The sequence below is a fragment of the Paraburkholderia sp. CHISQ3 genome (assembly GCF_030464945.1).
Lineage (GTDB): Bacteria > Pseudomonadota > Gammaproteobacteria > Burkholderiales > Burkholderiaceae > Paraburkholderia > Paraburkholderia megapolitana.
Map to the genome: position 1 here is coordinate 391,359 of NZ_JALPRG010000006.1, position 21,942 is coordinate 413,300.

A 21,942-nucleotide genomic window follows, 5' to 3' on the forward strand; every position below is an offset into this window, starting at 1 on the left:
CGGGTTCGGCGCTCTGTCTACACGCACGGGTCTCGCATAGCAAGGAACGACGATGGCAACGGGTACGGTGAAGTGGTTCAACGATGCAAAAGGATTCGGCTTCATCACGCCGGACGACGGCGGCGACGATCTGTTCGCGCATTTCTCGGAAATCCGCGCGGACGGCTTCAAGTCGCTGCAGGAAAACCAGAAGGTCAGCTTCGAAGTGAAACAAGGCCCGAAGGGCAAGCAGGCCGCCGACATCAAGCCGGTGTAACCGCCACGCGTTTGTCGCCTTCAACCACTATCTTCTGACGAATGCCCATGCATGCCCATGTGGCGACCAAACCGCTGCTTCTTTAGAAAGCACAATTAATTGGTTCGCCTTCCGGCCGGGTTATTTCATAGTGTCTCGTGATGGCTATAGACGGTTTTTTACCGCCTCGCCAGCCCCCGCCGCACTGACGCGCGCGGATATTCGGCAAGGAGATGTCATGACGGTTGAAGTCGAAGAGCGGCCTGTGCACGCGGCACTCGATGTGCTTGAAGCGGCGCGATTGGCTGCGGTAGAAGCAGGTTTGCCCTATGCAGGCGGCATCGCGCCGCAGGACGCGTGGGCGCTGGTGTCGGCAGGCAAGGCGCTGCTGGTCGACGTGCGCAGCGCGGAAGAACGGAAATTCGTCGGGCATGTGCCGGAGAGCCTGCACGTCGCATGGGCGACGGGCACGAGCCTGACACGCAATCCGCGCTTCGTGCGCGAACTGGAAGCGAAGACCGGCAAGGATGCGCTCGTGCTGCTGCTGTGCCGTAGCGGCAATCGTTCGGCGCTCGCCGCCGAAGCTGCGACGAAGGGCGGTTTCAGCCAGGTCTTCAATGTTCTGGAAGGCTTTGAAGGCGAACTCGATGCGGCGCAACGGCGCGGCGGCAGTAACGGGTGGCGCTTTCGCGGGCTGCCCTGGGTGCAGGACTAGCGCTTTTCACTTACACACTTTCAGCCGGGAGCCGCTGTGGCAGTTTTCGATATCGACGACATCGTAGAAGCACTGCAGACGGCTCGCCAGCAATGGCGCGAAGTACAGAAGCGCTCGCTCGAGCCGGGCGGGCGCGAATTGCCGGCTCGCGAAGCACTCGCGGAGATCGTCGATACGCTCAAGGGCGTGTTGTTTCCGATGCGGCTTGGGCCAGCCGATCTGCGTCAGGAAAGTGAAAACTTCTATGTCGGGCATGCGCTCGATACCGCGCTGCATGCGTTACTCGCGCAGGCGCGACTCGAATTGCATTACCGGACCCGCCACCACCCACGTTCCGCCGACGAAATCGAAGCGCAAGCCGGCGCGGCTGTCAGGGCGTTTGCGGCAAAGCTGCCGGAGATCCGCACGCTGCTCGACAGCGATGTGCTCGCTGCATTTCACGGCGACCCCGCGGCAGGTAGCGTCGACGAGGTGCTGCTGTGCTATCCCGGCGTGCTGGCGATGATCCATCATCGTTTCGCGCATGCGCTATATGGGCTTGGTTTGCCGTTGCTTGCGCGTATCGTCGCCGAGCTGGCGCATGGCGAAACCGGCATCGATATTCATCCGGGGGCGCAGATCGGCGCGAGCTTCTTCATCGATCACGGCACCGGTGTCGTGATCGGCGAGACCTCGGTGATCGGGCAACGGGTGCGTGTTTATCAGGCGGTTACGCTCGGGGCGAAGAGGTTTCCGCGTGACGCTCAGGGGCACCTCGAAAAAGGTTTGCCGCGCCATCCGATCGTCGAGGATGACGTCGTGATCTATGCCGGTGCGACGATACTTGGGCGCGTGACGCTGGGGCGCGGTGCGGTGATCGGCGGCAACGTCTGGCTTACGCAGGATGTCGCGCCTGGCTCGCATGTCACTCAGGCGGTGTCGCGCAACGAAGCGACGAATTCGAATGCGGGTGCGGGTGTGGCACACGCTAACCCGGCGCCGCAATCAGCTGCAGTAGCCGGAGTCACATCGTGACGATGATCGTACGAGACCTCGGTGTCACGGTGCGGCGTCTGCGCGAAGCACGCGGCTGGTCGCAGGAGCAACTGGCCGAGCATGCGGGTCTGAACCGTTCGTATGTCGGCGAGATCGAGCGCGGCTCGGTGATCGCGTCGATCGTTACCGTCGAGAAGCTTGCCCAGGCGCTCGATGCAACGATCGCGGCGCTGTTATGCGCATTGCCATCGTTGGATTCTTCGCGAACCGCGACCGCAGTGGCGGTGCCTGTAAGTTCCGCCAAAGCCACTGCGTCACCCGCATCGAGTACTCCCACTTCCCCAAACGTACCCGCCTGACGTCTATAGCATGTTGAGCGGCTGCGGCGCCGTTTCCATAATCACGTTTGCTCATAAGCATTCCAGTTTTTCTTCTATAGACCCCGGAGCGACACATGACAGCAACAGTGGGCGGCCTGACGGCGCTCGGCGATACCGCAGCACGGCAACTAGCCAATGCCACCAAGACCGTTCCCCAGCTCTCGACGATTTCGCCGCGCTGGCTCACCCATCTGCTGCAATGGCTGCCGGTCGAAGCGGGTATCTACCGGCTGAACCAGGTGAAGAATCCGGAAGCAGTGGTCGCGGCCTGTACCGCGCGCGAAGACGAAAGCCTGCTGCCGCGCACGTTCGTTCCTTACGAAGAAGAACCGCGCGAGTATTTCCTGAACGCGGTGAGTACCGTACTCGATGTGCATACGCGCATCTCCGATCTGTATAGCAGCCCGCACGACCAGATCAAGGAACAGCTGCGCCTCACGATCGAAACGATCAAGGAGCTGCAGGAAAGCCAGCTGATCAACAACCCCGATTACGGCCTGCTTGCCAACGTCGCCGAAGAACAGCGCGTGTTTCCTCTGACGGGCGCGCCGACCCCCGACGACCTCGACGAACTGCTGACAAAGGTCTGGAAAGAGCCGGCATTCTTCCTGACGCACCCGCTCGCGATCGCTGCGTTCGGTCGTGAATGCACGCGCCGCGGTGTGCCGCCGCCCACGACGAGCCTGTTCGGTTCGCAGTTCCTGACCTGGCGCGGCATCCCGCTGATTCCGTCGGACAAGGTGCCGGTCGCGGACGGCAAGACGAAGATCCTGCTGCTGCGCGTGGGCGACAAGCGCCAGGGCGTGGTCGGCCTGTTCCAGCCGGGCGTCGCCGGCGAACAGGGACCGGGTCTGTCGGTGCGCTTCATGGGCATCAACAATCATGCGATCGCGTCGTATCTGATCTCGCTGTACTGCTCGCTGGCCGTGCATTCGCCGGACGCGCTGGCGGTTCTCGATGACGTGGAGATCGGCAAGTACCATGACTACACCGACACCTACAAGTAAGCACATGGACAGCGCCCTGCCGCTCGATGTGCCTGCTGGTCCACCGCCGGGCTTGCCCGATCCGTCGGCACTCGCGCAACTTGCCAACGCGTTCTTCTCGGCATTGCCTGGTGAGGCATTGCCGGTGGCGCGCAGCGGTGCCGTGAGTGGTGTGCCGAGTACGGCGGGCGCGTTGCCGCTCGCGGCTCCTGTACTCGCCGAAGCGAGCAACCCGGTGCCGGCCGGCTCGCCGCTCGCGGGTCCTGGCGGCGCCGGTACCGGCGTGCCTGGTGCCGCGATTCCGCAAGGGCAGGTGGCGGGCTCGAACCTGCTGCCTGCTGCGCCGACTCATGTGCTGTCGCTCGGTCATCGGGCGCCGGCGCTTGCACCGCATGCCGCTGCGCAGAATGGTTTGCCCGATAACGTGGTGACGGTGGCGCCTGCGCTCGATCCGCGGTTTGGCGGTGCTGCGCTGGGCGTGCCGGAAGGTGTGGGGGCGCAGCGTCCGTCGGCGGGTGGGGCCTCTGTTCCGTCTTCGCCATCGGCTCCATCGCCGTATTACTTTCTCGACGGTTCGAACGATCACCGGTCCGCGGTTGGTGCGACGCCTGACATCGTCGTGCCGGGCTGGACTAGCGTGACGGCGCAATCGTTTGGGTTGCCCGGTGCGGATGAACCTCTGTCCGCATCGCGTTTCCCGTACGACGTTGGCTCTGCGGGTGCATCGAGCGGTACCGCTTCGCGCTACTTCATCGACGATGCGGGGCAGGTGCCGGCTTCCGGACAACCCACGAAAGCCGGCGGTGCCATTCCGGCTGTCGGCCCGTCGAGCCATCCGCCGTTCGATGTCAACGCCGTACGACGCGATTTTCCGATCCTGCAGGAGCGCGTCAACGGACGTCAGCTCGTGTGGTTCGACAACGCCGCGACGACGCACAAGCCGCAGTCGGTGATCGACCGGCTCGCGTACTTCTACGCCCACGAGAACTCCAACATCCATCGCGCGGCACACGCACTGGCAGGTCGCGCGACGGATGCCTACGAGGCGGCGCGCAGCAAGGTGCAACGCTTCATCGGCGCGTCGTCGCCGGACGAGATCATCTTCGTGCGCGGCACCACCGAGGCGATCAACCTGATCGCCAAGACGTGGGGCGTGAAGCACGTTGGCGAAGGCGACGAGATCATCGTGTCGCATCTCGAGCATCACGCGAACATCGTGCCGTGGCAGCAACTTGCCGCACAAACCGGTGCGACCTTGCGCGTGATTCCCGTCGACGACACCGGCCAGGTGCTGCTCGAAGAATATCGGCGTCTGCTTAGCGATCGTACGAAGATCGTGTCGGTGACGCAGGTATCGAATGCGCTCGGTACGGTGGTGCCGGTCAAGGAGATCGTCGAACTCGCGCATCGCGCGGGCGCGAAGGCGCTGGTCGACGGGGCGCAGTCGGTGTCGCATATGCGGGTCGATGTGCAGGCCATCGATGCGGACTTCTTCGTGTTCTCCGGCCACAAGGTGTTTGGGCCGACCGGTATCGGTGTGGTCTACGGCAAGCGCGCGATTCTCGAAGACATGCCGCCGTGGCAAGGCGGCGGCAACATGATCGCGGACGTGACGTTCGAGCGTACGGTGTTCCAGCCGCCGCCCGGACGCTTTGAGGCCGGCACCGGCAATATCGCGGATGCAGTCGGCCTCGGTGCGGCAATCGATTACGTGACGCGCGTGGGTATCGAAAATATCGCGCGCTACGAACACGATCTGCTTGCATACGCAACGAGCGTGCTGGCGCCCGTGCCAGGTGTGCGACTGATCGGCACCGCGCGCGACAAGGCGAGTGTGCTGTCGTTCGTGCTGAAGGGCTACGAGACGGAAGAGGTTGGCAGCGCGTTGAACGAAGAGGGCATCGCGGTGCGCTCGGGTCATCACTGTGCGCAACCTATCCTGCGGCGCTTCGGTGTTGAAGCGACCGTGCGGCCTTCGCTCGCGTTCTACAACACGTGCGATGAAGTCGACCGGATGGTGTCGGTGGTGAAGAAGCTCGCTTCGCGGCGCTACTGACGGCAGGTATCGGGAAGCAGGAAGCGTAGGCGTCGCGCGAACGGATTTCGGTCTGTTCGCGCGGCGCTTTTTTATTGTGCGTCGTGATTGTTCTTGCGGGTCGCTTCGGTCATCGCATCAGGTTCATCGCCGGACGTTTGAGCCGCGAAATAGCGCGCCGGCGTCACACCGAGCGCGCGACGAAACATCGCGATGAATGCGCTGACATTGTCGTAACCCAGATCGATGGCAACGCGCGTCACCGCGTCGCCAGCAGCCAGCATTTCGAGCGCACGCATCAGGCGTGCGCGCTGCCGCCATTCGGCAAAACTAAAACCCGTTTCCGTGATGAAACGCCGCGACAGCGTGCGTGGTGCGATTGCGGCCCACTGCGCCCATTCTTCGAGGCGGCGGTTGTCGGCCAGATTTTTCGCAAGCGCATTGGCAATGCGGATGAGCCGCGCGTCGCGAGGCATCGGCAGGCCGAACTGCTCGCGCGGTAGCGAACGGATTTCATCGATGATCACACCGGCGATGCGTGTCTGTGCATCGTCGAGCGGGTCGTCGTTCCAGGTGGCCGCGCGGCTGATCGCGGCGCGCAACAGGAGCGACATCGGGAGGGTGCAGGGCTCGTCCGGCAGCGCCCTGCACGCAGCCGCTGCGACGTACACGCTCCACCCCGAGAACGGCCCGTGCGATTGCACCGAGTGTGCAAGCTCCGGCGGAATCCACACCGCATGCGTGGCGGGCACGACCCACTGGCTATGCTCGGTACCCACCGACAGCAGTCCGCTTATCGCGCCGAACAGTTGTCCGCGCGCGTGACGATGCGCAGTAGTCACGCGAGCGTCGTCGCCCGTCAGCTCGACCGCGTAGATCCGTGGGCCGTCGGTTGCTTCGAGTTGAACAAGAGGGAGCAGGGGAGCGGACATGGCGCGAATGACGTATCGAATGGCCTTTATACCGCAGCCGATCCGCGTGCGCCAATCTACAGTGGGAAGCCTCAACCACCACAGGAGTACGCGATGCGTGCCGAAGAACTGCTTCCCGATCACCTCAACCAGGGCGAATTCAATGGCGTGCCGGTCCGCAAGGGCACAGTCGGCGCCTTTCTTGCCAATGCGCGGATCTGGCGCGACGCGAGCGCTACAGAAGAAGCACGCGCGACCGCGCAACGCGATATCGTCGACGCGTTACCGGCACTACGTGCGCTGGGGCTGTTCGATGTGCTCGAGATTCGCGACAACGAACTGCGCGCGTTTGTCGACGCGCAGTAGATGATCTGCGTTTGGTCTCGCCAGACACCGTCGCCGTGTCGCCCACGTCGCATGACGCAACGGTGTGGCGATGAGCATGTCACGTAGCGTTGCAGAGCGAGAGCACGAGGACCAGCGCGGCAGAGTTCGCGGCGCTGCTTCCCTCAATGCACAGCCGACGCCACCCGATACCCACGCCGCCCGATCATCAGCGTCAGCATCGCGGAGACAGCGAGACTCCCGGCCACAGCAAAGAGTCCCGCTGCATAACCACCGGTCGCAGACTTCAACCAGCCGATCGCAAAGGGACCGGCAAAGCCGCCCAGGTTACCGATCGAGTTGATCATCGCAATGCCCGCCGCAGCGCCCGCACCCGACATGAACGTGCTCGACATCGCCCACAGTGGTGCTTTCGCCGCGCTGATACCGACGTTGACCGCAACGAGCGCCAGCACGACACCGGTGGCCGACTGCGCAAAGCCGGCCCAGACCAGACCGACGGCAGCGAGCACGCAAGGCACGACGATATGCCACGTACGCTCGCCGGTCCGATCCGAATGGCGCGCCCACAGCACCATCGCGACGACGGCCAGCACGCTCGGAATCGCGTTCAGCGCGCCCGTGCCGAACGCGCTGAAACCAAACTGGCGGATGATGAGCGGCGCCCACAGTCCCAGCGTATAGAGCCCCGCGGACGTGCCGAAGTAGATCAACGACATCACCCACACGCGCGAATCGCGCAGCGCACCGAGCGCGTGGCCGGTATGACCGGGCTGCGCATGCCGTTGCAGGCTTTCCTCACGCAGCACGGCGATGAGCCACGCTTTCTCGTCACGCGTGAGCCACTTTGCCTTGTCCGGCGAATCGGTCAGCAGGCGCAGCACGGCGATGCCGAGCACGACCGCCGGAATCGCCTCGATGATGAAAAGCCACTGCCAGTTGTGCAGGCCGCCGAACGCAGACATCTGCATCAGCGCGCCGGAGATCGGCGAACCGATCGCGGTAGACAGCGGTGCCGCCGCCATGAATGCCGCAGCGGCCATCGCACGCTGCCGCGCGGGAAACCACTGGCTCAGATACAGGATGATGCCCGGGAAGAAACCTGCTTCCGCCACACCGAGCAGGAAGCGCAGCGCGTAGAACGAATGCGGCCCGACCACGAACGCCGAAGCGGCCGAGAGCAGCCCCCAGGTCACCATCACACGGGCTATCCACAGGCGCGCGCCGACGCGGTTGAGAATCAGGTTCGACGGCACCTCGAACAGAAAATAGCCGAGAAAGAAAATGCCGCCGCCGAGGCCGAACATCGCCGGTGTCAGGCCGAGCTCGCGGTTCATCGTAATGGCCGCGAAGCCGACGTTCACGCGGTCGAGAAAGCTGACGAAGTAAAGCAGCATCACGAACGGCAGGATGCGCCGCGTCAGCTTGCGGATGACCTGCGTTTGCAGATCGTTGGTCATGCTCGTCTCCATCGATGCGCCCGTGACGGATTCGTCCGGGCGTTTATAGGTGTGTTATCCGCACGCGCCGCACGATGTACGCGCGGTTTCGCTTGCGCGCGACTCAGGCCGCCTGCGACGCGAGCGCCGGATGAGCGGCAAGCAGCGAGCAGACCGCCTGCGTAACCTGCGCGGTGGTTGCCGTGCCGCCGAGGTCGCGGGTGTGCAGCGCAGGGTTCGCAGTGACCTGTTCGATCGCAGACATCACTGCGCGCGCAGCAGCGCTTTCGCCGAGATGCTCGAGCATCATCACGACCGACCAGAACGTGCCGACCGGATTCGCGAGGCCCTGGCCCATGATGTCGAAGGCCGAACCGTGGATCGGTTCGAACATCGACGGATAGCGGCGCTCGGGGTCGAGGTTCGCAGTGGGCGCGATGCCGAGACTGCCGGCGAGCGCGGCGGCCAGATCGCTGAGAATGTCCGCGTGCAGGTTCGTCGCGACCAGCGTGTCGAGGCTCGCCGGGCGATTGACCATGCGCGCGGTCGCGGCATCGACGAGTTCCTTGTCCCACGTAACGTCCGGAAATTCCTTCGATACCTGCACGGCGATCTCATCCCACATCACCATCGCGTGACGCTGCGCGTTGCTCTTGGTCACTACGGTGAGCAGCTTGCGCGGACGCGACTGGGCGAGCCGGAAGGCGAACCGCAGAATGCGCTCGACACCCACGCGCGTCATCATCGAAACGTCGGTGGCCACTTCGAGCGGATGCCCCTGGTGCGCACGGCCGCCGACACCGGCATATTCGCCCTCCGAGTTTTCGCGCACGATCACCCAGTCCAGATCGTTCGGCCCGCACCGTTTGAGCGGCGCATCGATGCCGGGCAGAATCCGCGTCGGGCGCACGTTCGCGTATTGATCGAAGCCCTGGCAGATCTTCAGACGCAGGCCCCACAACGTGATGTGATCGGGAATCTGCGGATCGCCCGCGGAGCCAAACAGGATTGCGTCCTTGCCGCGCAGCGCGTCGAGCCCATCGGCCGGCATCATGACGCCGTGCTGACGGTAATAGTCGCCGCCCCAGTCGAAGTGCTCGAATTCGAAGCGAAACGCCGCGCCTTGCGCGGTGAGTGCTTCGAGCACCTGCTGTCCGGCCGGCACGACTTCCTTGCCGATGCCGTCGCCGGGGATGGTTGCGATGCGATAGGTCTTCATGAGCGGAGCGTCTCCTAATGAGTGTCCGGCCATGCTAGAGCGCGCGACGTCGCGACGAACGTTGCTAGACTTAAACCATCCTTAACCTCAGGTTGACAATCAGTGTTGCAATCAGGGCTCTGCAATGGCCTCTTCGATCCAGCCTGACGATCTGCGTTTTTTCTCGGTGCTGGCCGCAAGCGGCAGTCTGACGGCCGCTGCGCGCGAACTTGGCCTGAGCACCGCGGCGGTCAGCAAGCATCTGTCGCAGATGGAGTCGCGCGCGGGCGTCGCGCTCGTGAACCGCACCACCCGCCGGATGAGTCTCACGCCCGAAGGCGAGCTGTACGTGACGCGCGCACGGCGGATCCTCGCCGACATGGACGAGCTGGGGCAACTGCTCAGCGGATCGCGCGCGGCGCCGAGCGGGCTGTTGCGAGTCAACGCGACGCTCGGCTTCGGGCGCAGTCATATCGCGCCGGCAATCTCGCAGTTCGTGCGACGCTATCCGGAGGTCGACGTGCAGTTGCAGCTATCCGTCGATCCCCCTGCGTTGAGCGAGGATGCGTTCGACGTGTGCATCCGTTTCGGCGAGCCGCCCGATGCGCGTGTGGTCGCGCGGCGCGTGGCGCCGAACCGGCGGTTGCTGTGCGCGGCGCCTGCGTATTTCGTCGGCCGCACGCCGCCGAAAAATCCGCATGAGCTAACGCGGCACAACTGCATCGGCATTCGCCAGGGCGACGACGGCTATGGCCTCTGGCGTCTGACGAGCGGCCGCGGTGCCACGGAAAAGACCGAGACCGTGCGGGTGCGCGGCAACCTGACGACCAACGACGGCGAGATCGCGGTGAAGTGGGCGCTCGATGGCCACGGCATCCTGATGCGGGCGGAGTGGGACATCGCAGACTATCTGCGCGACGGTCGCCTCGTGCATGTGCTGCCCGACTACCGGACGCCGGGCGCCGATATCTATGCGGTGTACCCACAGCATCTGCAGATGACCGCGCGCGTGAAAGCGTTTGTCGATTTTCTGGTGCATACGCTGCACGAACCTGCGTCTGATTTAATCCGGTAATTGTGACCCGGAAAATCGACAGTCGAGTAATAAGTGCAGATCGACGCGCGATGTCTTAGTGAAATCGTTATCTGTCTTTAATAATCTATTCATCCTCATCGTTTATCGGTGGGGATAACGCCTGTTGTGGAGGCGGGTAGATATGGAGAGGGTTCGTGGATTTAAAAAACCACGGCCCGACTGCCAGGATTTATGTACTCGCGTTATATACTGGCGGCGGCCTGTGGATCAGCTGCTTTCAAACTGCAAAATGTTAAATGTAAGCAGGCGAGCATGCCGAATCCGGAGCGATATATCGAGGTCGGCCATACGCTATGGAATGGCGCCAATCGATGGGGAATCCTGGTGGATCAAGCAGATACTGGCGGTATCGGGGGGCCGGGCGGCAAGCCGCGTCAGCTAACGGGATTGCGCCACTTCTTCGGTAGGTAACGTGAGTGCCGGACAGAAGACGCGCGGAAAGACTTCGTGAAACTATTTCGCACAGACTCGTTGAAACGCGCGGACAGATATTCGTTTCTGACAGCGTTACTTGTCTATCGAGGGCATGTCCCGCAGGCTGTTGATTATCCGGATGTTTTTAATATTGATGTCAGGGACCGGAAGGTAACCGACGGAGACGATGCGTGAATCAACTCGCGTCGATGAACAAATGAACCAAACGATGAGCGCGCCACGCGAAGGTCGCCGCCCACCTCGGGGCGACCGGCAATGAATGGACCAAAGAAGCTGGACGCGTATCGCATCGGGGGCGCACCGCTGACCAAAGCCCAGTTGCTGCCGCCCACCGCCGCATCGGCGCGCGAGCTTTCGCTGCGCAATCACCTTGCGGTGGCAGCGTGCCGGAGCGGCAACGGAAACCGGGCGTTGCTCCGTGAATTGTTTGCGATTGCCTGCCTGAGTTACTTCCTGCGCGAGGCGGGGTTCGCGTTCGGCCCCGACACGTTGTACGGCGAGGTGCAGGGCGCACTCGAGCGCTGCGTCGAGCGTTGTTCGACCGACGAGCCGTGGCAGGTCGACGAGCCCGACGGCGTGGCGCTGGGTAGACTCGTTACGATCTACGATCGCCAGTTCTCCACTGCGCCGATGTACGTGATGGAAGGCGCTCACAAGCGCTTGAAGCGGCTCGCGGTAGGCGAGTGGCGTTTTCCGTGGGCGCGCCGTTCACCGGCGCCTGCGCCGGAGCAAAGCGAGGGTCCGTCCGCACCGGCGCCGGAGCAAGGCGAAGATCCGCCCGGCTCGTAGCCTCTCACGTAGCGTCGCGCACCCACGCGCCGCCGTGCGCAGCGACCTGTGCCGCCGGCGAGGTGGCGAGATAGGCGAGTGCCTGTTCGGTCGAGCCCTCGCGATGCGGCGTATAACCCGGTTTGAAATAGCGCAGCGCAGCGGCAAGCATTTTCCAGAATGACGGCAGACAGTTACGGCGCGCGCCGTCGCGCCATGCAAGGGCAAAACCGCGGTACTTGCCGGCATCGGGATCGCGCCGGTGCATGAAGCGCGCACCACGCATCAAGAAGCGCAACAGCAGCACGATGGTCGTAAACATATGGAAGCAGCGCTCCAGATAGCTGCCGCCCATGTGCCGGAAAATATCGAATGCGACCGTGCGGTGCTCGACTTCTTCCGCGCCGTGCCAGCGCAGCAGATCGAGCATCGTCGGGTCGGCGTGCGCATCGTCTAGCCCCCTGGCGTTGAGCACCCAGTTGCCGAGATAACCGAAGAAGTGTTCCAGCGCCGCGATGATGCCGAGCTGCTGACGCAGCCAGAACCGCGTGTGGCCGATCTTCAGTCCGAGCGGTGCTTCACCGAGCACTTTGCCGAACATCCAGTCGAGTTCTTTGGTGAACGGCTGCGTGTCGATGCCGTGAACCTTGTAGTAGTGCGTGAGCACGCCGGCGTGCGAGCGCGAATGTACGGCCTCCTGGCGCAGGAAACCTTCTGCATCTTCGCGCAGCCGCGGGTCGGTGATGAGCGGCAGCGTCTTGTTGTAGACGCGGCAGAACCATAGCTCACCCGCCGGAAACAGCAGGTTCAGCACGTTGATAATGTGCGTGCTCGACGGATCGCCAGGAATCCACTGAACCGGCGTGTTGCTCCAGTCGAACTTGACGTGGCGTGCCTTGATTGTGTGATGAGCGCTCTCATCGGCCATGGCTGTCTCCGTCCCATCTTTAAATGTTACATTGAACGATGTAATTGTTCGATGGTACACCATCGGATCGATTTGTCCAGACGGTGATCCAGCATGTAGAGGTGCCCGACTAGGGGCGGCCGACGAGGCCGTTGCCGATCGCGCCGGTAGGGCGCGATAGCCCGATAACAGGATGTCTAGCCGCAAAAAACTGCAATTATTGATTTTCTTTAACCATCTCGTCATTCACAGTCGAGCAGACGTCGCTATAATCCGGATGTCTCTGTCGGGGCAGATTTTCTGGTTTATCGCTGTATTGATAAAAACCAGCGCGACGCGACATGAAGCGAAGTACAGGATGTGTAACAAGGAGCAGTTCAATTCCATCCCGGGCGAGAATAGCTGCTCGTCCCACGCATAATGGACCAGGATAATGGCCGACAAGAAAGACATCAAAACCCTGTGCGAGAACCACTGGGATGACTGGAAGGGCGATTGCAGCGGGTTCCTCAAGGCGGTCGCCGCCGATCTGGGCTTGACACTGACAGGCGATGCAAACGCGCTAGTCGGTACCATGAGCGGGGCGCCCTGGTCGCAACTCGGCACGGATAAAGACAAGGCAGTGGCTTATGCCGGACTCGGATATCTGGTGGTGGCGGGTTTGAAAGCGACTCCCCACGGGCATGTCGCGATTATCATGCCGGGCGTGTCGAAACCCTACCCGCTCGCTTATTGGGGACGATATGGCGGTAGCGGGCGTAAAAATACTGCGCTCAATTATTCGTGGAAGCATACGGATCTTGCTAGCGTTCAATATTACGCAATCCGCCCATGACTACGAAAGCTTTCAGGCAAGTCCTGTTTATCGCTGGGTTACTGGTAACCGGTAACGTTGCCATTGCGCAAACGTGTCATTACTCCGAGGTCGACCCCGGTGCCGGCAAGGTCAGCGCGCGGCACGTGACCATCGATCTCGGCTCAGGCGACCCGAGCGAGAAACCGACGGCGTGGATTGGACCGATGAGTCTCACGGGTCCGTCGGGCAAATCGTGCTCGGTCGATCCGGATGTGAGCATCATCGAGCGGCCGATCTATACGGATGGTCAACACGTGTTCGTGACCACCTATTCCGGCAGCAACCGTGTCGTCTATGCGATCGATGCGACGAGTTGCGACGTCCTGTGGAAAAGCGCTTCGTTCGCGGGGCCGGTGAAGCTAAGCGGCAATCGTCTGCGCCTCGACAAGCAGATGGTGAAGCTGGGTCCCGACTGCGTACCGGCGCACTAACCGCAGCGTAGCGACCGGATGCGCCGGTAAGGCGCCATCGCCATCGTCATGTTGCGATAGCCGCCCGCCGTTGCTGTGAAGTGCGACGGTCGGGCGGCTGCGCGAGCCCAAGGTGCTCGCGCAGCGTGCTCCCTTCATACTCCGTGCGGAACAGACCGCGCCGCTGCAGGATCGGCACCACGCCGTCGACGAAGTCCTGCAAGCCGCCAGGCAGTGCATCGGGCATCAGATTGAAGCCATCGGCGGCACCGCCTCTGAACCATCGCTCGATGTCGTCGGCGATCTGTTCGGGCGTACCCACTACGACGCGATGTCCGCCGCCGCCCGCCAGCGCGCGGATCAACTGCCGCGCGGTGTAGCCATGCTGGCGAGCCTGTGCGAGCGTCGCGTGAAAGAACGTGTGGTTGCCGTTGCCCGCAGCCGGTAGCGGCAGATCGTCCGGCAAGCGTTCGTCGAGTTGCAGACGCTCGGGCGCGATCCCCAGCGTGCCGGCAAGACGCGTCAAGCTGTAGCACCACGGGATCAGCTCCACCAGTTCGTCGCGGCGCCGCAGCGCGTCGGCCTCGGTTGCGCCGACGATCGTCGTCAGACCGGGCAGCACCCGGATCGCCTCAGGTCCCCGGCCATGCGCAGCGGCACGCGCCAGCAGATCGCCGCGATAAGCGGCAGATTCCTCAAACGATTGCGACGCGGAGAAAACCGCTTCCGCATGACGCGCGGCAAGATCGCGACCATCCGCCGATCCACCCGCCTGAACCAGCACCGGATACCCCTGCGGCGTGCGCGGCAGGTTCAACGCTCCCTGCACGTTGAAGTATTCGCCGCGATGCGCGACCGGGTGCACCTTGTCCGTATCGATGAAGCGGCCGCCTGTCTTGTCGCCGATGAACGCGTCGTCCTCCCAGCTCTGCCATAGCGCTTTGACCACATCGGTGAATTCCGCGGCGCGTGCATAACGCTGCGCATGGTCCGGTGCCGCGTCGAGGCCGAAGTTTCGCGCGGAGCCGGCATCGGCGGTCGTGACGATATTCCAGCCGGCACGTCCGCCGCTGACGTGATCGAGCGTCGAGAAGCGGCGCGCGATGTTGTACGGCTCGTTGTAACTCGTCGACGCTGTGCCGATCAGGCCGATGTGCGTGGTTGCTGCTGCGATGCTGGCGAGCAGCACGGTCGGCTCGAGCGCGGTGATCGGACGAAAGTCGATCTGATCGGCGATCGATGCGTTGTCCGCGAGAAACACCGCGTCGAATTTCGCGGCTTCGGCAATCTGCGCGACGCGCACGTAGTGGGCAACGTCGATGAACGCACGCGGATCGGCGCCGGGCAGACGCCAGGCGGACGGGACGAAACCCGAATGCAGGATGTTGACGTTCAGATGCAGATGACGTGGGGCACGGGCGTTCAAGACGGAACTCGCTGGAGAGAGCAGGGCGGATCATTCGCCCGGGTGATGAATATTCTCGGCCGCTGCTGCGTGCGCCGCCACCAAGCATTTTGCGCATCGATATGCGTGAGAAAAATAAGCGCGACTGCAGTGGTGTGTGCTGGTTTCCCCTGGGCGATTCGTGCTTGACCGCACGAAGGTCATCCTCGTAATCTACGGAACATGTTCCTACTTGTACTTTTTATAAGGTGCAGGAAAGTCTAGGTAAAACCCGTTCTTTCAACCGACCTCGCAGAGAACCCCGATGAACCGTCGCTTGCCGGCCGTGCTGCTCGCACTCAGTGTGTGTTCGATGCCGTTGGCTGCACACGCCGAATCGGGCGTGACGCTGTACGGAATCGTCGACGAGTTCTTCCAGTACGTGAATACCGGCAACGGCTATACACCGGCAATCGGTTCATCGGGGCAATGGGCGAGCCGTATCGGGCTGCGCGGCAGCGAGGATATCGGCGGCGGCAATCGCATCAACTTCGATCTGCAGAACGGTTTCAATCCGAACGACGGCACGTTCGCGTCGCCGGGTACGATGTTTAATCGCCAGGCGTGGGTGGGCATGTCCGGAGCGTGGGGCGAGGTGCGGGCAGGGCGGCAAAACTCGCCGCTTTTCAACGACCAGGGTGGCCTCGATGCGTTCGGTGCGGCGACCCAGGCATCGGGTTTCAGCAACATGATGACCTTCACGGTCCGCACCAGTAACACGCTGTCCTATACGTCGCCGACACTGGCCGGGTTGCAGTTCAGCATTTACGCGGGCTTCGGCGATGCGGGCGGATTACGTTCGGCGGGTTCGAGCTATCAGGCTGACGTGACTTACACGAACGGTCCGTTTTCCGCGATTGCCGCAGCCCAGGCCGTAAAAAACGCGGACGGCAGCGCCACCGATCGCACCGCGGAAGTCGGTGCCTCGTACCAGATCGGCAAGACCACGCTGTTCGCCGGTTGGAGCGGCTCGAAGTGGCTCGACCTCGGACTCGATGTGAACGTGTATGGCGTGTCGGCGCTTTATCAGATCACGCCCGCAAGCGGCTTCGCGCTTGGCTACACGTATCTGCATGACGAAACAGGCGCGGGCAACAACGCCGCCCAGGTCGGTGCGCTCTACACGTACACCATATCGAAACGCACCAACATTTACAGTGCGCTTTCCTTTCTGCAGAACCGCGGTCAGGCCGCGTACCGGCTCGCGGGTTCAGCGAATGCCGGGTTGCCGCTTGCCTATCCCGGTGCCGATGCGCGCGGCTTCCAGCTCGGCGTAGTCCACCGTTTCTGATGTCATCCCGCCGATGAACTCGATCGAGGTACATGCGTCGCGCCGTAGCCCGGAAAACATGTGCATACTTGTGCCTTTCAGAAGGCGCGATATCGCACGGACCGATGGCTGGTTCGCAGCGTGCGCAGCGTTTTTTCATGGGAGTCGCGAGATGGTACGAAAGGCAGCAAAAGCGGCTGAAGTCGGTCGGTCGAAAGCGCACATGGTGGCCGCGACGATCGAGCACGAGATCCTGACCGGACGCCTGCCGTTCGGTCAGCAGCTCGAGAGCGAAAGCGAGCTGGTGGAGCGTTTCGCGGTTAGCAGAAACACCGTGCGCAAGGGACTCGATCTGCTGACGAACGGCGGCCTGATTACGCGTAAAGGTGGCATCGGTTCGTTCGTCACGTTCAACGGCCGCGCGATCGACGGTTCGCTCGGCTGGAATACGGCGCTCGAACGCGCGGGCGGCAACGTGCATACGCGGCTGCTGCAGATCGCGATCATCGAGGACAAGGCGCTGGCCCGCGAACTGAAGCTCGATACATCCGCATTCGTCGCCATCGACCGGATGCGGCTCATCGACAAGGACGCGTTGTGTATTTCGCTCGAACGCAGCCGTCTGCCGTTTAACGACGAACTCGCGGCGTTGCCGCTCGAAGGACTGGTCGGCGGATCGCTGAATCGCACGCTGATCGAACACGGGATGGTGCCGCATCACGGCGAGCAGTGGGCCGAAGTCGTTGCGCTGGAGGCGCCGGACGCGCGGCTGCTAAAACGCCGCACCGGCACATCGTTCCTGAAGTCGCGGCGCCTCACGCGCGATCGCGACGATCGCATCATCGAGTACGTGGTGAGCTTGCTCGATCCGGCTCACTTTGCCTTACACCTGGAATTCTGATGTCGATGTCTACGCTTACCTCAACTTCATCCGCGCAGGAGCGCATCGAACGTGCGCGCGGTGCCTTCTACGGGCTCGCACTCGGCGATGCGTTCGGCATGCCGACGCAATCGCTGAGTCGCGCGCAGATCGTGGCGCAATTCGGCCGTATTACGACGCTCGAGGATGCGCGCGCCGATCAACCGATCGCGCCCAGTATGCCGGCCGGTTCGATTACCGACGATACCGAACAGGCGGTGCTGGTCGGCGAATTGTTGGTGGCCGGCCAGGGCACGATCGAACCACGCATGTTCGCGCAGCGCCTGATCGAATGGGAAGCGTCGATGAAAGCGCGCGGCTCGCTCGATCTATTAGGCCCGTCGACCAAGCGAGCGATCCAGATGATCATCGACGGCGAGGCACCCGATCAATCGGGCCGCTTCGGTACGACTAACGGCGCCGCGATGCGCGTGACGCCCGTGGGTATCGCCACGGACTTACACGATCACGCTGCCTTTATCGATGCAGTCGTGCAGTCGTGTCGCGTTACACACAACACAACGTTGGGTATTGCGAGCGCGGCGGCCGTTGCCGCGGCGGTGTCGGCGGGGATTGAAGGTGCATCGCTTGCCGAGGCGCTCGATGCGGGCGCCGCGTTAGCCGATGCCGGCGAAGCGCATGGCTACTGGGTAGCAGGCGGTCGCATCGGCGAGCGCATCCGCTGGGCACGCGAATTCGTCGCACAAGGTCCCGCCGATGCGATTCCGCAAAAACTGTACGACGTGATCGGGACATCGGTGGCGTCGCAAGAGTCGGTTGTGGCGGCGTTCGCGCTTGCTAGCGACGCAGCGCGGCGTGGCATCGACGTGAGCGCATCGCTTGGCGTTGCGGCGAGCCTCGGCGGTGACACCGACACGATTGCCGCAATGCTTGGCGCGATGCTCGGCGCGTGCGCCGGCTATCGCGCGTTGCCGCAGGATTTGATCGACACAGTGCGTCGGGTCAGCAAGCTCGACCTCGACCCGCTCGTCGGGCAACTACTCGCGTTGCGCGCGCGGTCCGCATAAGCCACGCACTTTTCCTCAACCTCTGGAGGCCCAGATGGCTTCGTCAGTCACGTCAACCGGTGCCGGCAAGATCGAAGCACGCGGCATCGAACCGGTCCCGGAAAGCGATTGCAACGGCCATCCGCTGCAACTGTTCTGGGTCTGGTTCGCGGCCAACATCAGCATTCTCGGGTTGCCGCTCGGCGCGACGCTGGTCGCGTTCCAGCATCTCGCGATCTGGCAGGCGTTGCTGGTGGCGACGGTCGGTGCGGCGGGCTCGTTCGCAATTGTCGGCGTGATTTCGATTGCGGGCCGTCGCGGGCATGCGCCGAGCTTGACGTTGTCGCGGGCGATCTTCGGCGTGCGCGGCAACATCGGGCCGACCATCGTGTCGCTGTTGTCGCGTCTCGGTTGGGAGACGGTCAACACGACCACCGCAGCGTTCGTGCTGCTGTCGCTGTCGACCATCGCGTTCGGCACGCCAGCCGCCGCGAAGGATGCGCCGGTTCTGACGCTGCTCTTTATCGCCGTGTTCGTCGTGCTGACCTTGATCGTCTCGGGGCTCGGCCACGCGACGCTGCTCGTGATCCAGAAGTGGTCGACGTATGTGTTCGGCGCACTCAATCTGCTGGTAGCCGGTTTCCTCGTGGTGACGGTCGACTGGACCGCGGTGTTCGCGGTACGGCCGGCACCGGCTAGCGCGGTCATCATCGGTATCGGCACGATTGCCGCGGGTACGGGGATCGGCTGGGCGAATGCGGGCGCCGACATGTCGCGCTACCAGGCGCGCGATGTGAAGGGACCACCGCTCGTGGCATCGGCGGCATTCGGTGCCGGCATTCCGCTAATCCTGCTCGTCACGCTTGGCGCGCTGCTCGCTGTCGGCAACGATCATTTCGCTTCCGCGACCGACCCGATCGCGGCGATCCGCGAGATGCTGCCGAACTGGATGGCGATTCCGTATCTGATCACGGCGTTCGGCGGCTTGTTGTTGTCGAACTATCTGTCGGTCTACTCGGCGGGCCTCACGACGCTCACACTCGGACTCAAGGTCAAGCGCGTGCAAGCGGTGGTCGTCGATGTGGTCGTGATTTTCTCGGGCTCGATCTATTTCATGTTGATCGCAGGTAGTTTCTACGGACCCTTCATCGGTTTTATTTCGCTACTGGCGGTACCGATCACCGCATGGGTCGGCATTTTCATCGTGGATCTGATTCATCGCGATGTTTATCTGCCGCATGCGTTGCTGGATGTGAGCCCGACCAGTGCGTACTGGTATCGCGGCGGTGTCGAATGGCGCGCAGTGGGCGCATGGGCTGTGGCGATCGTGCTTGGGTTCTGCTTCCTGTCGGTGGGATCGGGCGGCTTTCACGGTCCGTTCGCGGATTCATGGCTTGGACGCAATGGCCTAGGCTGGATCGTGACGTTTGTTGTTGCGGCCGGCGGCTACGCGCTGCTCGGTGGATCGCGCCACGCTCGCACGTTGATGGAGAGACCGGCATGACGCAGCAGGTGTCTCGTCCATCGCGACTCATTCATACAGGCCAGGTGATCGTCGATCTCGTGATGCAGGTAGACGGCTTGCCGGAAGCCGGTGGCGACGTGCTGGCTTCGTCGGCAAGCTTCGAGGTGGGCGGTGGTTTCAACGTGATGGCGGCCGCGCGGCGCAGCGGCATGCAGGTGGTCTACCCGGGCGGCCACGGACGAGGCCGTTTTGGCGACATGGCGCGCGCGGCGTTGGCGCATGAAGGTGTGGAGATAGCAGGCGCACCGGTCGAGGACAAAGACACCGGCATCTGCGTCGCGATTGTCGACGCTTCCGCCGAACGAACTTTCGTTTCGCACCTCGGCGCCGAAGTGCATCTCGAACGACACGTGCTAGATGGTTTGCATGTCACTGCACACGATATCGTCTACGTCAGCGGGTACAGCCTGTTCAACGCGGACAAGCGGGCGGTGCTGCTCGAGTGGCTCGATTCCTTGCCTACCGATGTGCGCATCGCATTCGATCCGGGTCCACTCGTCGGTTCGATCGACGAGGCTGTGCTGAGTGCTTTAATCGCGAAGGTATCGATCTGGACCAGCAATCGTCGTGAGGCGTTGCGATACACGGGCAGTGAATCGATTGCGCAGGCGCAGCAGGTGCTTGCATCGCGATTGCGAGCTGCCGATGCACTTGCCGTCGTGCGCGACGGCGCACAGGGATGCCACGTGGTGTATGCGGGCCGTAGCGTGCAGGTGCCTGGATTTGCTGTCGAATCGATCGATAGCAACGGTGCCGGCGACGCACACGCGGGCGTATTTCTCGCGGCGCTTGCATCGGGACAGGATGCAGAGAGCGCGGCGCGTCGCGCGAATGCAGCGGCTGCGATCGCCGTCACGCGTCGCGGTCCGGCTACGGCACCGTCCGCTGCGCAGATCGATGAGTTCCTCGCACGGAACGCTTCGAAGTAATCACGACGCTTCACCGCGATCAGGCAAGCACCTTATCTACGAACGCAAGCACGACGCCGTTGAACTCATCCGGCCGTTGTAACGGCGCGAAATGGCTCACACCCGGCAGCACGATCAGTTCTGCGCCAGGGATACTCCGCGCCAGATACTCGGCATGTTCGCGCTTGATGAATTCGTCGTGCTCGCTCTGCACGATCGCGACGGGCACGGCGATGGTAGCGAGATCGTGCGCCGAGTAATTAGGCTCGGTCTGCATCATCTGCGTGACTGCCGCCACAAAGGCGTTGAACTGATCGGGTGTAGCCGACAGTTGCGCATAGTCCTTGGCGTGCCGTGCGAAACAACGCTCAAGCACTGGCCCGGGCTCGAGGATTTCCTTCGTGCCGCTCGGGTCCATGTTGCAGCCGAAGAAGAACACACCGGCTACCCGCGCAGGTGCCTGCATCGCGAGGATCATCGCGACGCAAGCACCGTCGCTCCAGCCCACCACGGCGGCGCGCTGCAGTTGCAGCGTATCCATCACGGCCAGCACGTCGGATGCCATCAACTCGTATTTGTACGGCCGCGCATCGCGTGTGCTGCGACCGTGGCCGCGGCTATCGACGAGTACGGCGCGGTAACCGGCGTCAACGAGCGCCGGAACCTGGTAACCCCAGTTGCCGCCGTGACCTAGCCCTCCGTGCAGCAGAACGACCGCTGGCCCGGACCCGTAGGTCGCATACCAGATGCGTGCGCCGTCGTGTTCCACGTAGCCCTGTTCGTTGGCGGAAGGTAGCGGTGCGGCACCTTGTGCCGCGAAGGTCGTGAGGTCGTCGTCGTACGTCGGCATGTGAGTTCCAGGTGGACAGGTTCGACAGGCCGATCAGCATAGCGCGTCTGGTGGTGCATCGACTGTGGCCGACAGTTTTACTTCTTCGAGTGGTGTTTGAATTATGTGAAGAAAGATCTGAAGATATTATTCGTACCTTGGAGATAACAAGGTGCTGATATATGGATGAGCGGGCAGGAAATTCGCGTATTGTTGATTTTAATTAAATTTCGCGGATTGCGAATTTCCTACTTCTGTTTCTTCTCAAAAAGCGGTTGAAATATCCGCTGATAGCCTTTGCTTAAGGGCGGTGCAGGCGAAACATCCGCACTCTCTTCGATGAAAATAA

At 62.7% G+C, this 21,942-nt stretch carries 22 protein-coding genes; 16 read left to right on the forward strand and 6 right to left on the reverse strand.

Going from position 1 to position 21,942, the window contains the following annotated elements:
* Positions 1 to 52 precede the first annotated feature (52 nt).
* The 6 genes from M0D65_RS16705 (at position 53) to M0D65_RS16730 (ending at position 5,347) form a co-directional block, all read left to right on the forward strand.
* Positions 53 to 256 carry a cold-shock protein gene (locus tag M0D65_RS16705; RefSeq protein ID WP_091015557.1) on the forward strand — a complete coding sequence of 68 codons (204 nt, stop codon included), beginning with the start codon at positions 53 to 55 and terminating at the stop codon, positions 254 to 256.
* 217 nt (positions 257 to 473) lie between these two features.
* Positions 474 to 950: a rhodanese-like domain-containing protein gene (locus M0D65_RS16710; RefSeq protein WP_091015559.1), complete on the forward strand. Its 477-nt coding sequence runs from the start codon at positions 474 to 476 to the stop codon at positions 948 to 950.
* A gap of 36 nt (positions 951 to 986) precedes the next feature.
* Positions 987 to 1,964: a serine O-acetyltransferase EpsC gene (gene epsC, locus M0D65_RS16715; protein ID WP_266253670.1), complete on the forward strand. Its 978-nt coding sequence runs from the start codon at positions 987 to 989 to the stop codon at positions 1,962 to 1,964.
* Entirely contained in the window at positions 1,961 to 2,284 is a 324-nt protein-coding gene (locus tag M0D65_RS16720; protein ID WP_266253671.1) for a helix-turn-helix domain-containing protein, read from the forward strand. The genes epsC and M0D65_RS16720 overlap by 4 nt, the downstream gene beginning before the upstream one ends.
* A gap of 95 nt (positions 2,285 to 2,379) precedes the next feature.
* Positions 2,380 to 3,312, forward strand: coding sequence for a family 2A encapsulin nanocompartment shell protein (locus M0D65_RS16725; protein ID WP_091015567.1), 933 nt, complete (start codon positions 2,380 to 2,382; stop codon positions 3,310 to 3,312).
* Positions 3,287 to 5,347 (forward strand): family 2A encapsulin nanocompartment cargo protein cysteine desulfurase, encoded by a 2,061-nt coding sequence (locus tag M0D65_RS16730; protein WP_266253672.1) that lies wholly within the window; start codon positions 3,287 to 3,289, stop codon positions 5,345 to 5,347. The genes M0D65_RS16725 and M0D65_RS16730 overlap by 26 nt, the downstream gene beginning before the upstream one ends.
* Positions 5,348 to 5,418: 71 nt before the next feature.
* On the opposite strand, the gene M0D65_RS16735 is transcribed toward M0D65_RS16730, so the two are convergent.
* Entirely contained in the window at positions 5,419 to 6,258 is an 840-nt protein-coding gene (locus tag M0D65_RS16735) for a helix-turn-helix domain-containing protein (protein ID WP_266253673.1), read from the reverse strand.
* 93 nt (positions 6,259 to 6,351) lie between these two features.
* Between M0D65_RS16735 and M0D65_RS16740 the strand changes: the two genes are divergently transcribed.
* Entirely contained in the window at positions 6,352 to 6,603 is a 252-nt protein-coding gene (locus M0D65_RS16740; RefSeq protein ID WP_266253674.1) for a hypothetical protein, read from the forward strand.
* A gap of 143 nt (positions 6,604 to 6,746) precedes the next feature.
* On the opposite strand, the gene M0D65_RS16745 is transcribed toward M0D65_RS16740, so the two are convergent.
* Both M0D65_RS16745 and M0D65_RS16750 read right to left on the reverse strand, forming a co-directional pair.
* Entirely contained in the window at positions 6,747 to 8,042 is a 1,296-nt protein-coding gene (locus M0D65_RS16745) for an MFS transporter (protein ID WP_266253675.1), read from the reverse strand.
* A gap of 103 nt (positions 8,043 to 8,145) precedes the next feature.
* On the reverse strand, positions 8,146 to 9,240 hold the full coding sequence (locus tag M0D65_RS16750; protein WP_266253676.1) for a tartrate dehydrogenase: 1,095 nt from the start codon (positions 9,238 to 9,240) through the stop codon (positions 8,146 to 8,148).
* A 124-nt stretch (positions 9,241 to 9,364) separates the two neighbouring features.
* Between M0D65_RS16750 and M0D65_RS16755 the strand changes: the two genes are divergently transcribed.
* Together M0D65_RS16755 and M0D65_RS16760 are read left to right on the forward strand one after the other, a co-directional pair.
* A complete protein-coding gene (locus tag M0D65_RS16755) occupies positions 9,365 to 10,294 on the forward strand; it encodes a LysR family transcriptional regulator (RefSeq protein WP_266253677.1) in 930 nt (309 codons plus the stop codon).
* A gap of 711 nt (positions 10,295 to 11,005) precedes the next feature.
* Complete coding sequence (locus tag M0D65_RS16760) at positions 11,006 to 11,539, forward strand: hypothetical protein (protein WP_266253678.1); 534 nt, start codon at positions 11,006 to 11,008, stop codon at positions 11,537 to 11,539.
* Between the two features lie 4 nt (positions 11,540 to 11,543).
* On the opposite strand, the gene M0D65_RS16765 is transcribed toward M0D65_RS16760, so the two are convergent.
* Positions 11,544 to 12,446: a metal-dependent hydrolase gene (locus tag M0D65_RS16765; protein WP_266253679.1), complete on the reverse strand. Its 903-nt coding sequence runs from the start codon at positions 12,444 to 12,446 to the stop codon at positions 11,544 to 11,546.
* Between the two features lie 412 nt (positions 12,447 to 12,858).
* Between M0D65_RS16765 and M0D65_RS16770 the strand changes: the two genes are divergently transcribed.
* Complete coding sequence (locus M0D65_RS16770) at positions 12,859 to 13,260, forward strand: hypothetical protein (protein WP_266253680.1); 402 nt, start codon at positions 12,859 to 12,861, stop codon at positions 13,258 to 13,260.
* The gene (locus M0D65_RS16775) at positions 13,257 to 13,712 is read left to right on the forward strand and encodes a hypothetical protein (RefSeq protein ID WP_266253681.1); all 456 of its coding nucleotides are present in this window, start codon (positions 13,257 to 13,259) and stop codon (positions 13,710 to 13,712) included. The genes M0D65_RS16770 and M0D65_RS16775 overlap by 4 nt, the downstream gene beginning before the upstream one ends.
* A 46-nt stretch (positions 13,713 to 13,758) precedes the next feature.
* Here the strand turns inward: M0D65_RS16775 and M0D65_RS16780 are convergent, their stop codons facing one another.
* Complete coding sequence (locus tag M0D65_RS16780) at positions 13,759 to 15,117, reverse strand: LLM class flavin-dependent oxidoreductase (protein ID WP_266253682.1); 1,359 nt, start codon at positions 15,115 to 15,117, stop codon at positions 13,759 to 13,761.
* A 283-nt stretch (positions 15,118 to 15,400) separates the two neighbouring features.
* On the opposite strand from M0D65_RS16780, the gene M0D65_RS16785 reads away from it, so the two are divergent.
* The 5 genes from M0D65_RS16785 (at position 15,401) to M0D65_RS16805 (ending at position 20,785) form a co-directional block, all read left to right on the forward strand.
* Positions 15,401 to 16,426, forward strand: coding sequence for a porin (locus M0D65_RS16785; protein WP_266253683.1), 1,026 nt, complete (start codon positions 15,401 to 15,403; stop codon positions 16,424 to 16,426).
* 151 nt (positions 16,427 to 16,577) lie between these two features.
* On the forward strand, positions 16,578 to 17,306 hold the full coding sequence (locus tag M0D65_RS16790; RefSeq protein WP_266253684.1) for a GntR family transcriptional regulator: 729 nt from the start codon (positions 16,578 to 16,580) through the stop codon (positions 17,304 to 17,306).
* A 5-nt stretch (positions 17,307 to 17,311) separates the two neighbouring features.
* On the forward strand, positions 17,312 to 18,352 hold the full coding sequence (locus M0D65_RS16795; protein ID WP_266253685.1) for an ADP-ribosylglycohydrolase family protein: 1,041 nt from the start codon (positions 17,312 to 17,314) through the stop codon (positions 18,350 to 18,352).
* 34 nt (positions 18,353 to 18,386) lie between these two features.
* Entirely contained in the window at positions 18,387 to 19,835 is a 1,449-nt protein-coding gene (locus tag M0D65_RS16800) for a cytosine permease (protein WP_266253686.1), read from the forward strand.
* A complete protein-coding gene (locus tag M0D65_RS16805; RefSeq protein ID WP_266253687.1) occupies positions 19,832 to 20,785 on the forward strand; it encodes a PfkB family carbohydrate kinase in 954 nt (317 codons plus the stop codon). The genes M0D65_RS16800 and M0D65_RS16805 overlap by 4 nt, the downstream gene beginning before the upstream one ends.
* Positions 20,786 to 20,804: 19 nt before the next feature.
* On the opposite strand, the gene M0D65_RS16810 is transcribed toward M0D65_RS16805, so the two are convergent.
* The gene (locus tag M0D65_RS16810) at positions 20,805 to 21,614 is read right to left on the reverse strand and encodes an alpha/beta fold hydrolase (protein WP_266253688.1); all 810 of its coding nucleotides are present in this window, start codon (positions 21,612 to 21,614) and stop codon (positions 20,805 to 20,807) included.
* Positions 21,615 to 21,942 lie beyond the last annotated feature (328 nt).

What these genes read in the sequence shown, in the direction of transcription:
- M0D65_RS16705 (WP_091015557.1), top strand. Translation starts at nt 53, where the DNA reads ATGGCAACGGGTACGGTGAAGTGGTTCAACGATGCAAAAGGATTCGGC.
- M0D65_RS16710 (WP_091015559.1), top strand. Translation starts at nt 474, where the DNA reads ATGACGGTTGAAGTCGAAGAGCGGCCTGTGCACGCGGCACTCGATGTG.
- M0D65_RS16725 (WP_091015567.1), top strand. Translation starts at nt 2,380, where the DNA reads ATGACAGCAACAGTGGGCGGCCTGACGGCGCTCGGCGATACCGCAGCA.
- M0D65_RS16730 (WP_266253672.1), top strand. Translation starts at nt 3,287, where the DNA reads ATGACTACACCGACACCTACAAGTAAGCACATGGACAGCGCCCTGCCG.
- M0D65_RS16735 (WP_266253673.1), bottom strand. Translation starts at nt 6,258, where the DNA reads ATGTCCGCTCCCCTGCTCCCTCTTGTTCAACTCGAAGCAACCGACGGC.
- M0D65_RS16740 (WP_266253674.1), top strand. Translation starts at nt 6,352, where the DNA reads ATGCGTGCCGAAGAACTGCTTCCCGATCACCTCAACCAGGGCGAATTC.
- M0D65_RS16745 (WP_266253675.1), bottom strand. Translation starts at nt 8,042, where the DNA reads ATGACCAACGATCTGCAAACGCAGGTCATCCGCAAGCTGACGCGGCGC.
- M0D65_RS16750 (WP_266253676.1), bottom strand. Translation starts at nt 9,240, where the DNA reads ATGAAGACCTATCGCATCGCAACCATCCCCGGCGACGGCATCGGCAAG.
- M0D65_RS16755 (WP_266253677.1), top strand. Translation starts at nt 9,365, where the DNA reads ATGGCCTCTTCGATCCAGCCTGACGATCTGCGTTTTTTCTCGGTGCTG.
- M0D65_RS16760 (WP_266253678.1), top strand. Translation starts at nt 11,006, where the DNA reads ATGAATGGACCAAAGAAGCTGGACGCGTATCGCATCGGGGGCGCACCG.
- M0D65_RS16765 (WP_266253679.1), bottom strand. Translation starts at nt 12,446, where the DNA reads ATGGCCGATGAGAGCGCTCATCACACAATCAAGGCACGCCACGTCAAG.
- M0D65_RS16770 (WP_266253680.1), top strand. Translation starts at nt 12,859, where the DNA reads ATGGCCGACAAGAAAGACATCAAAACCCTGTGCGAGAACCACTGGGAT.
- M0D65_RS16775 (WP_266253681.1), top strand. Translation starts at nt 13,257, where the DNA reads ATGACTACGAAAGCTTTCAGGCAAGTCCTGTTTATCGCTGGGTTACTG.
- M0D65_RS16785 (WP_266253683.1), top strand. Translation starts at nt 15,401, where the DNA reads ATGAACCGTCGCTTGCCGGCCGTGCTGCTCGCACTCAGTGTGTGTTCG.
- M0D65_RS16790 (WP_266253684.1), top strand. Translation starts at nt 16,578, where the DNA reads ATGGTACGAAAGGCAGCAAAAGCGGCTGAAGTCGGTCGGTCGAAAGCG.
- M0D65_RS16795 (WP_266253685.1), top strand. Translation starts at nt 17,312, where the DNA reads ATGTCTACGCTTACCTCAACTTCATCCGCGCAGGAGCGCATCGAACGT.
- M0D65_RS16800 (WP_266253686.1), top strand. Translation starts at nt 18,387, where the DNA reads ATGGCTTCGTCAGTCACGTCAACCGGTGCCGGCAAGATCGAAGCACGC.
- M0D65_RS16805 (WP_266253687.1), top strand. Translation starts at nt 19,832, where the DNA reads ATGACGCAGCAGGTGTCTCGTCCATCGCGACTCATTCATACAGGCCAG.
- M0D65_RS16810 (WP_266253688.1), bottom strand. Translation starts at nt 21,614, where the DNA reads ATGCCGACGTACGACGACGACCTCACGACCTTCGCGGCACAAGGTGCC.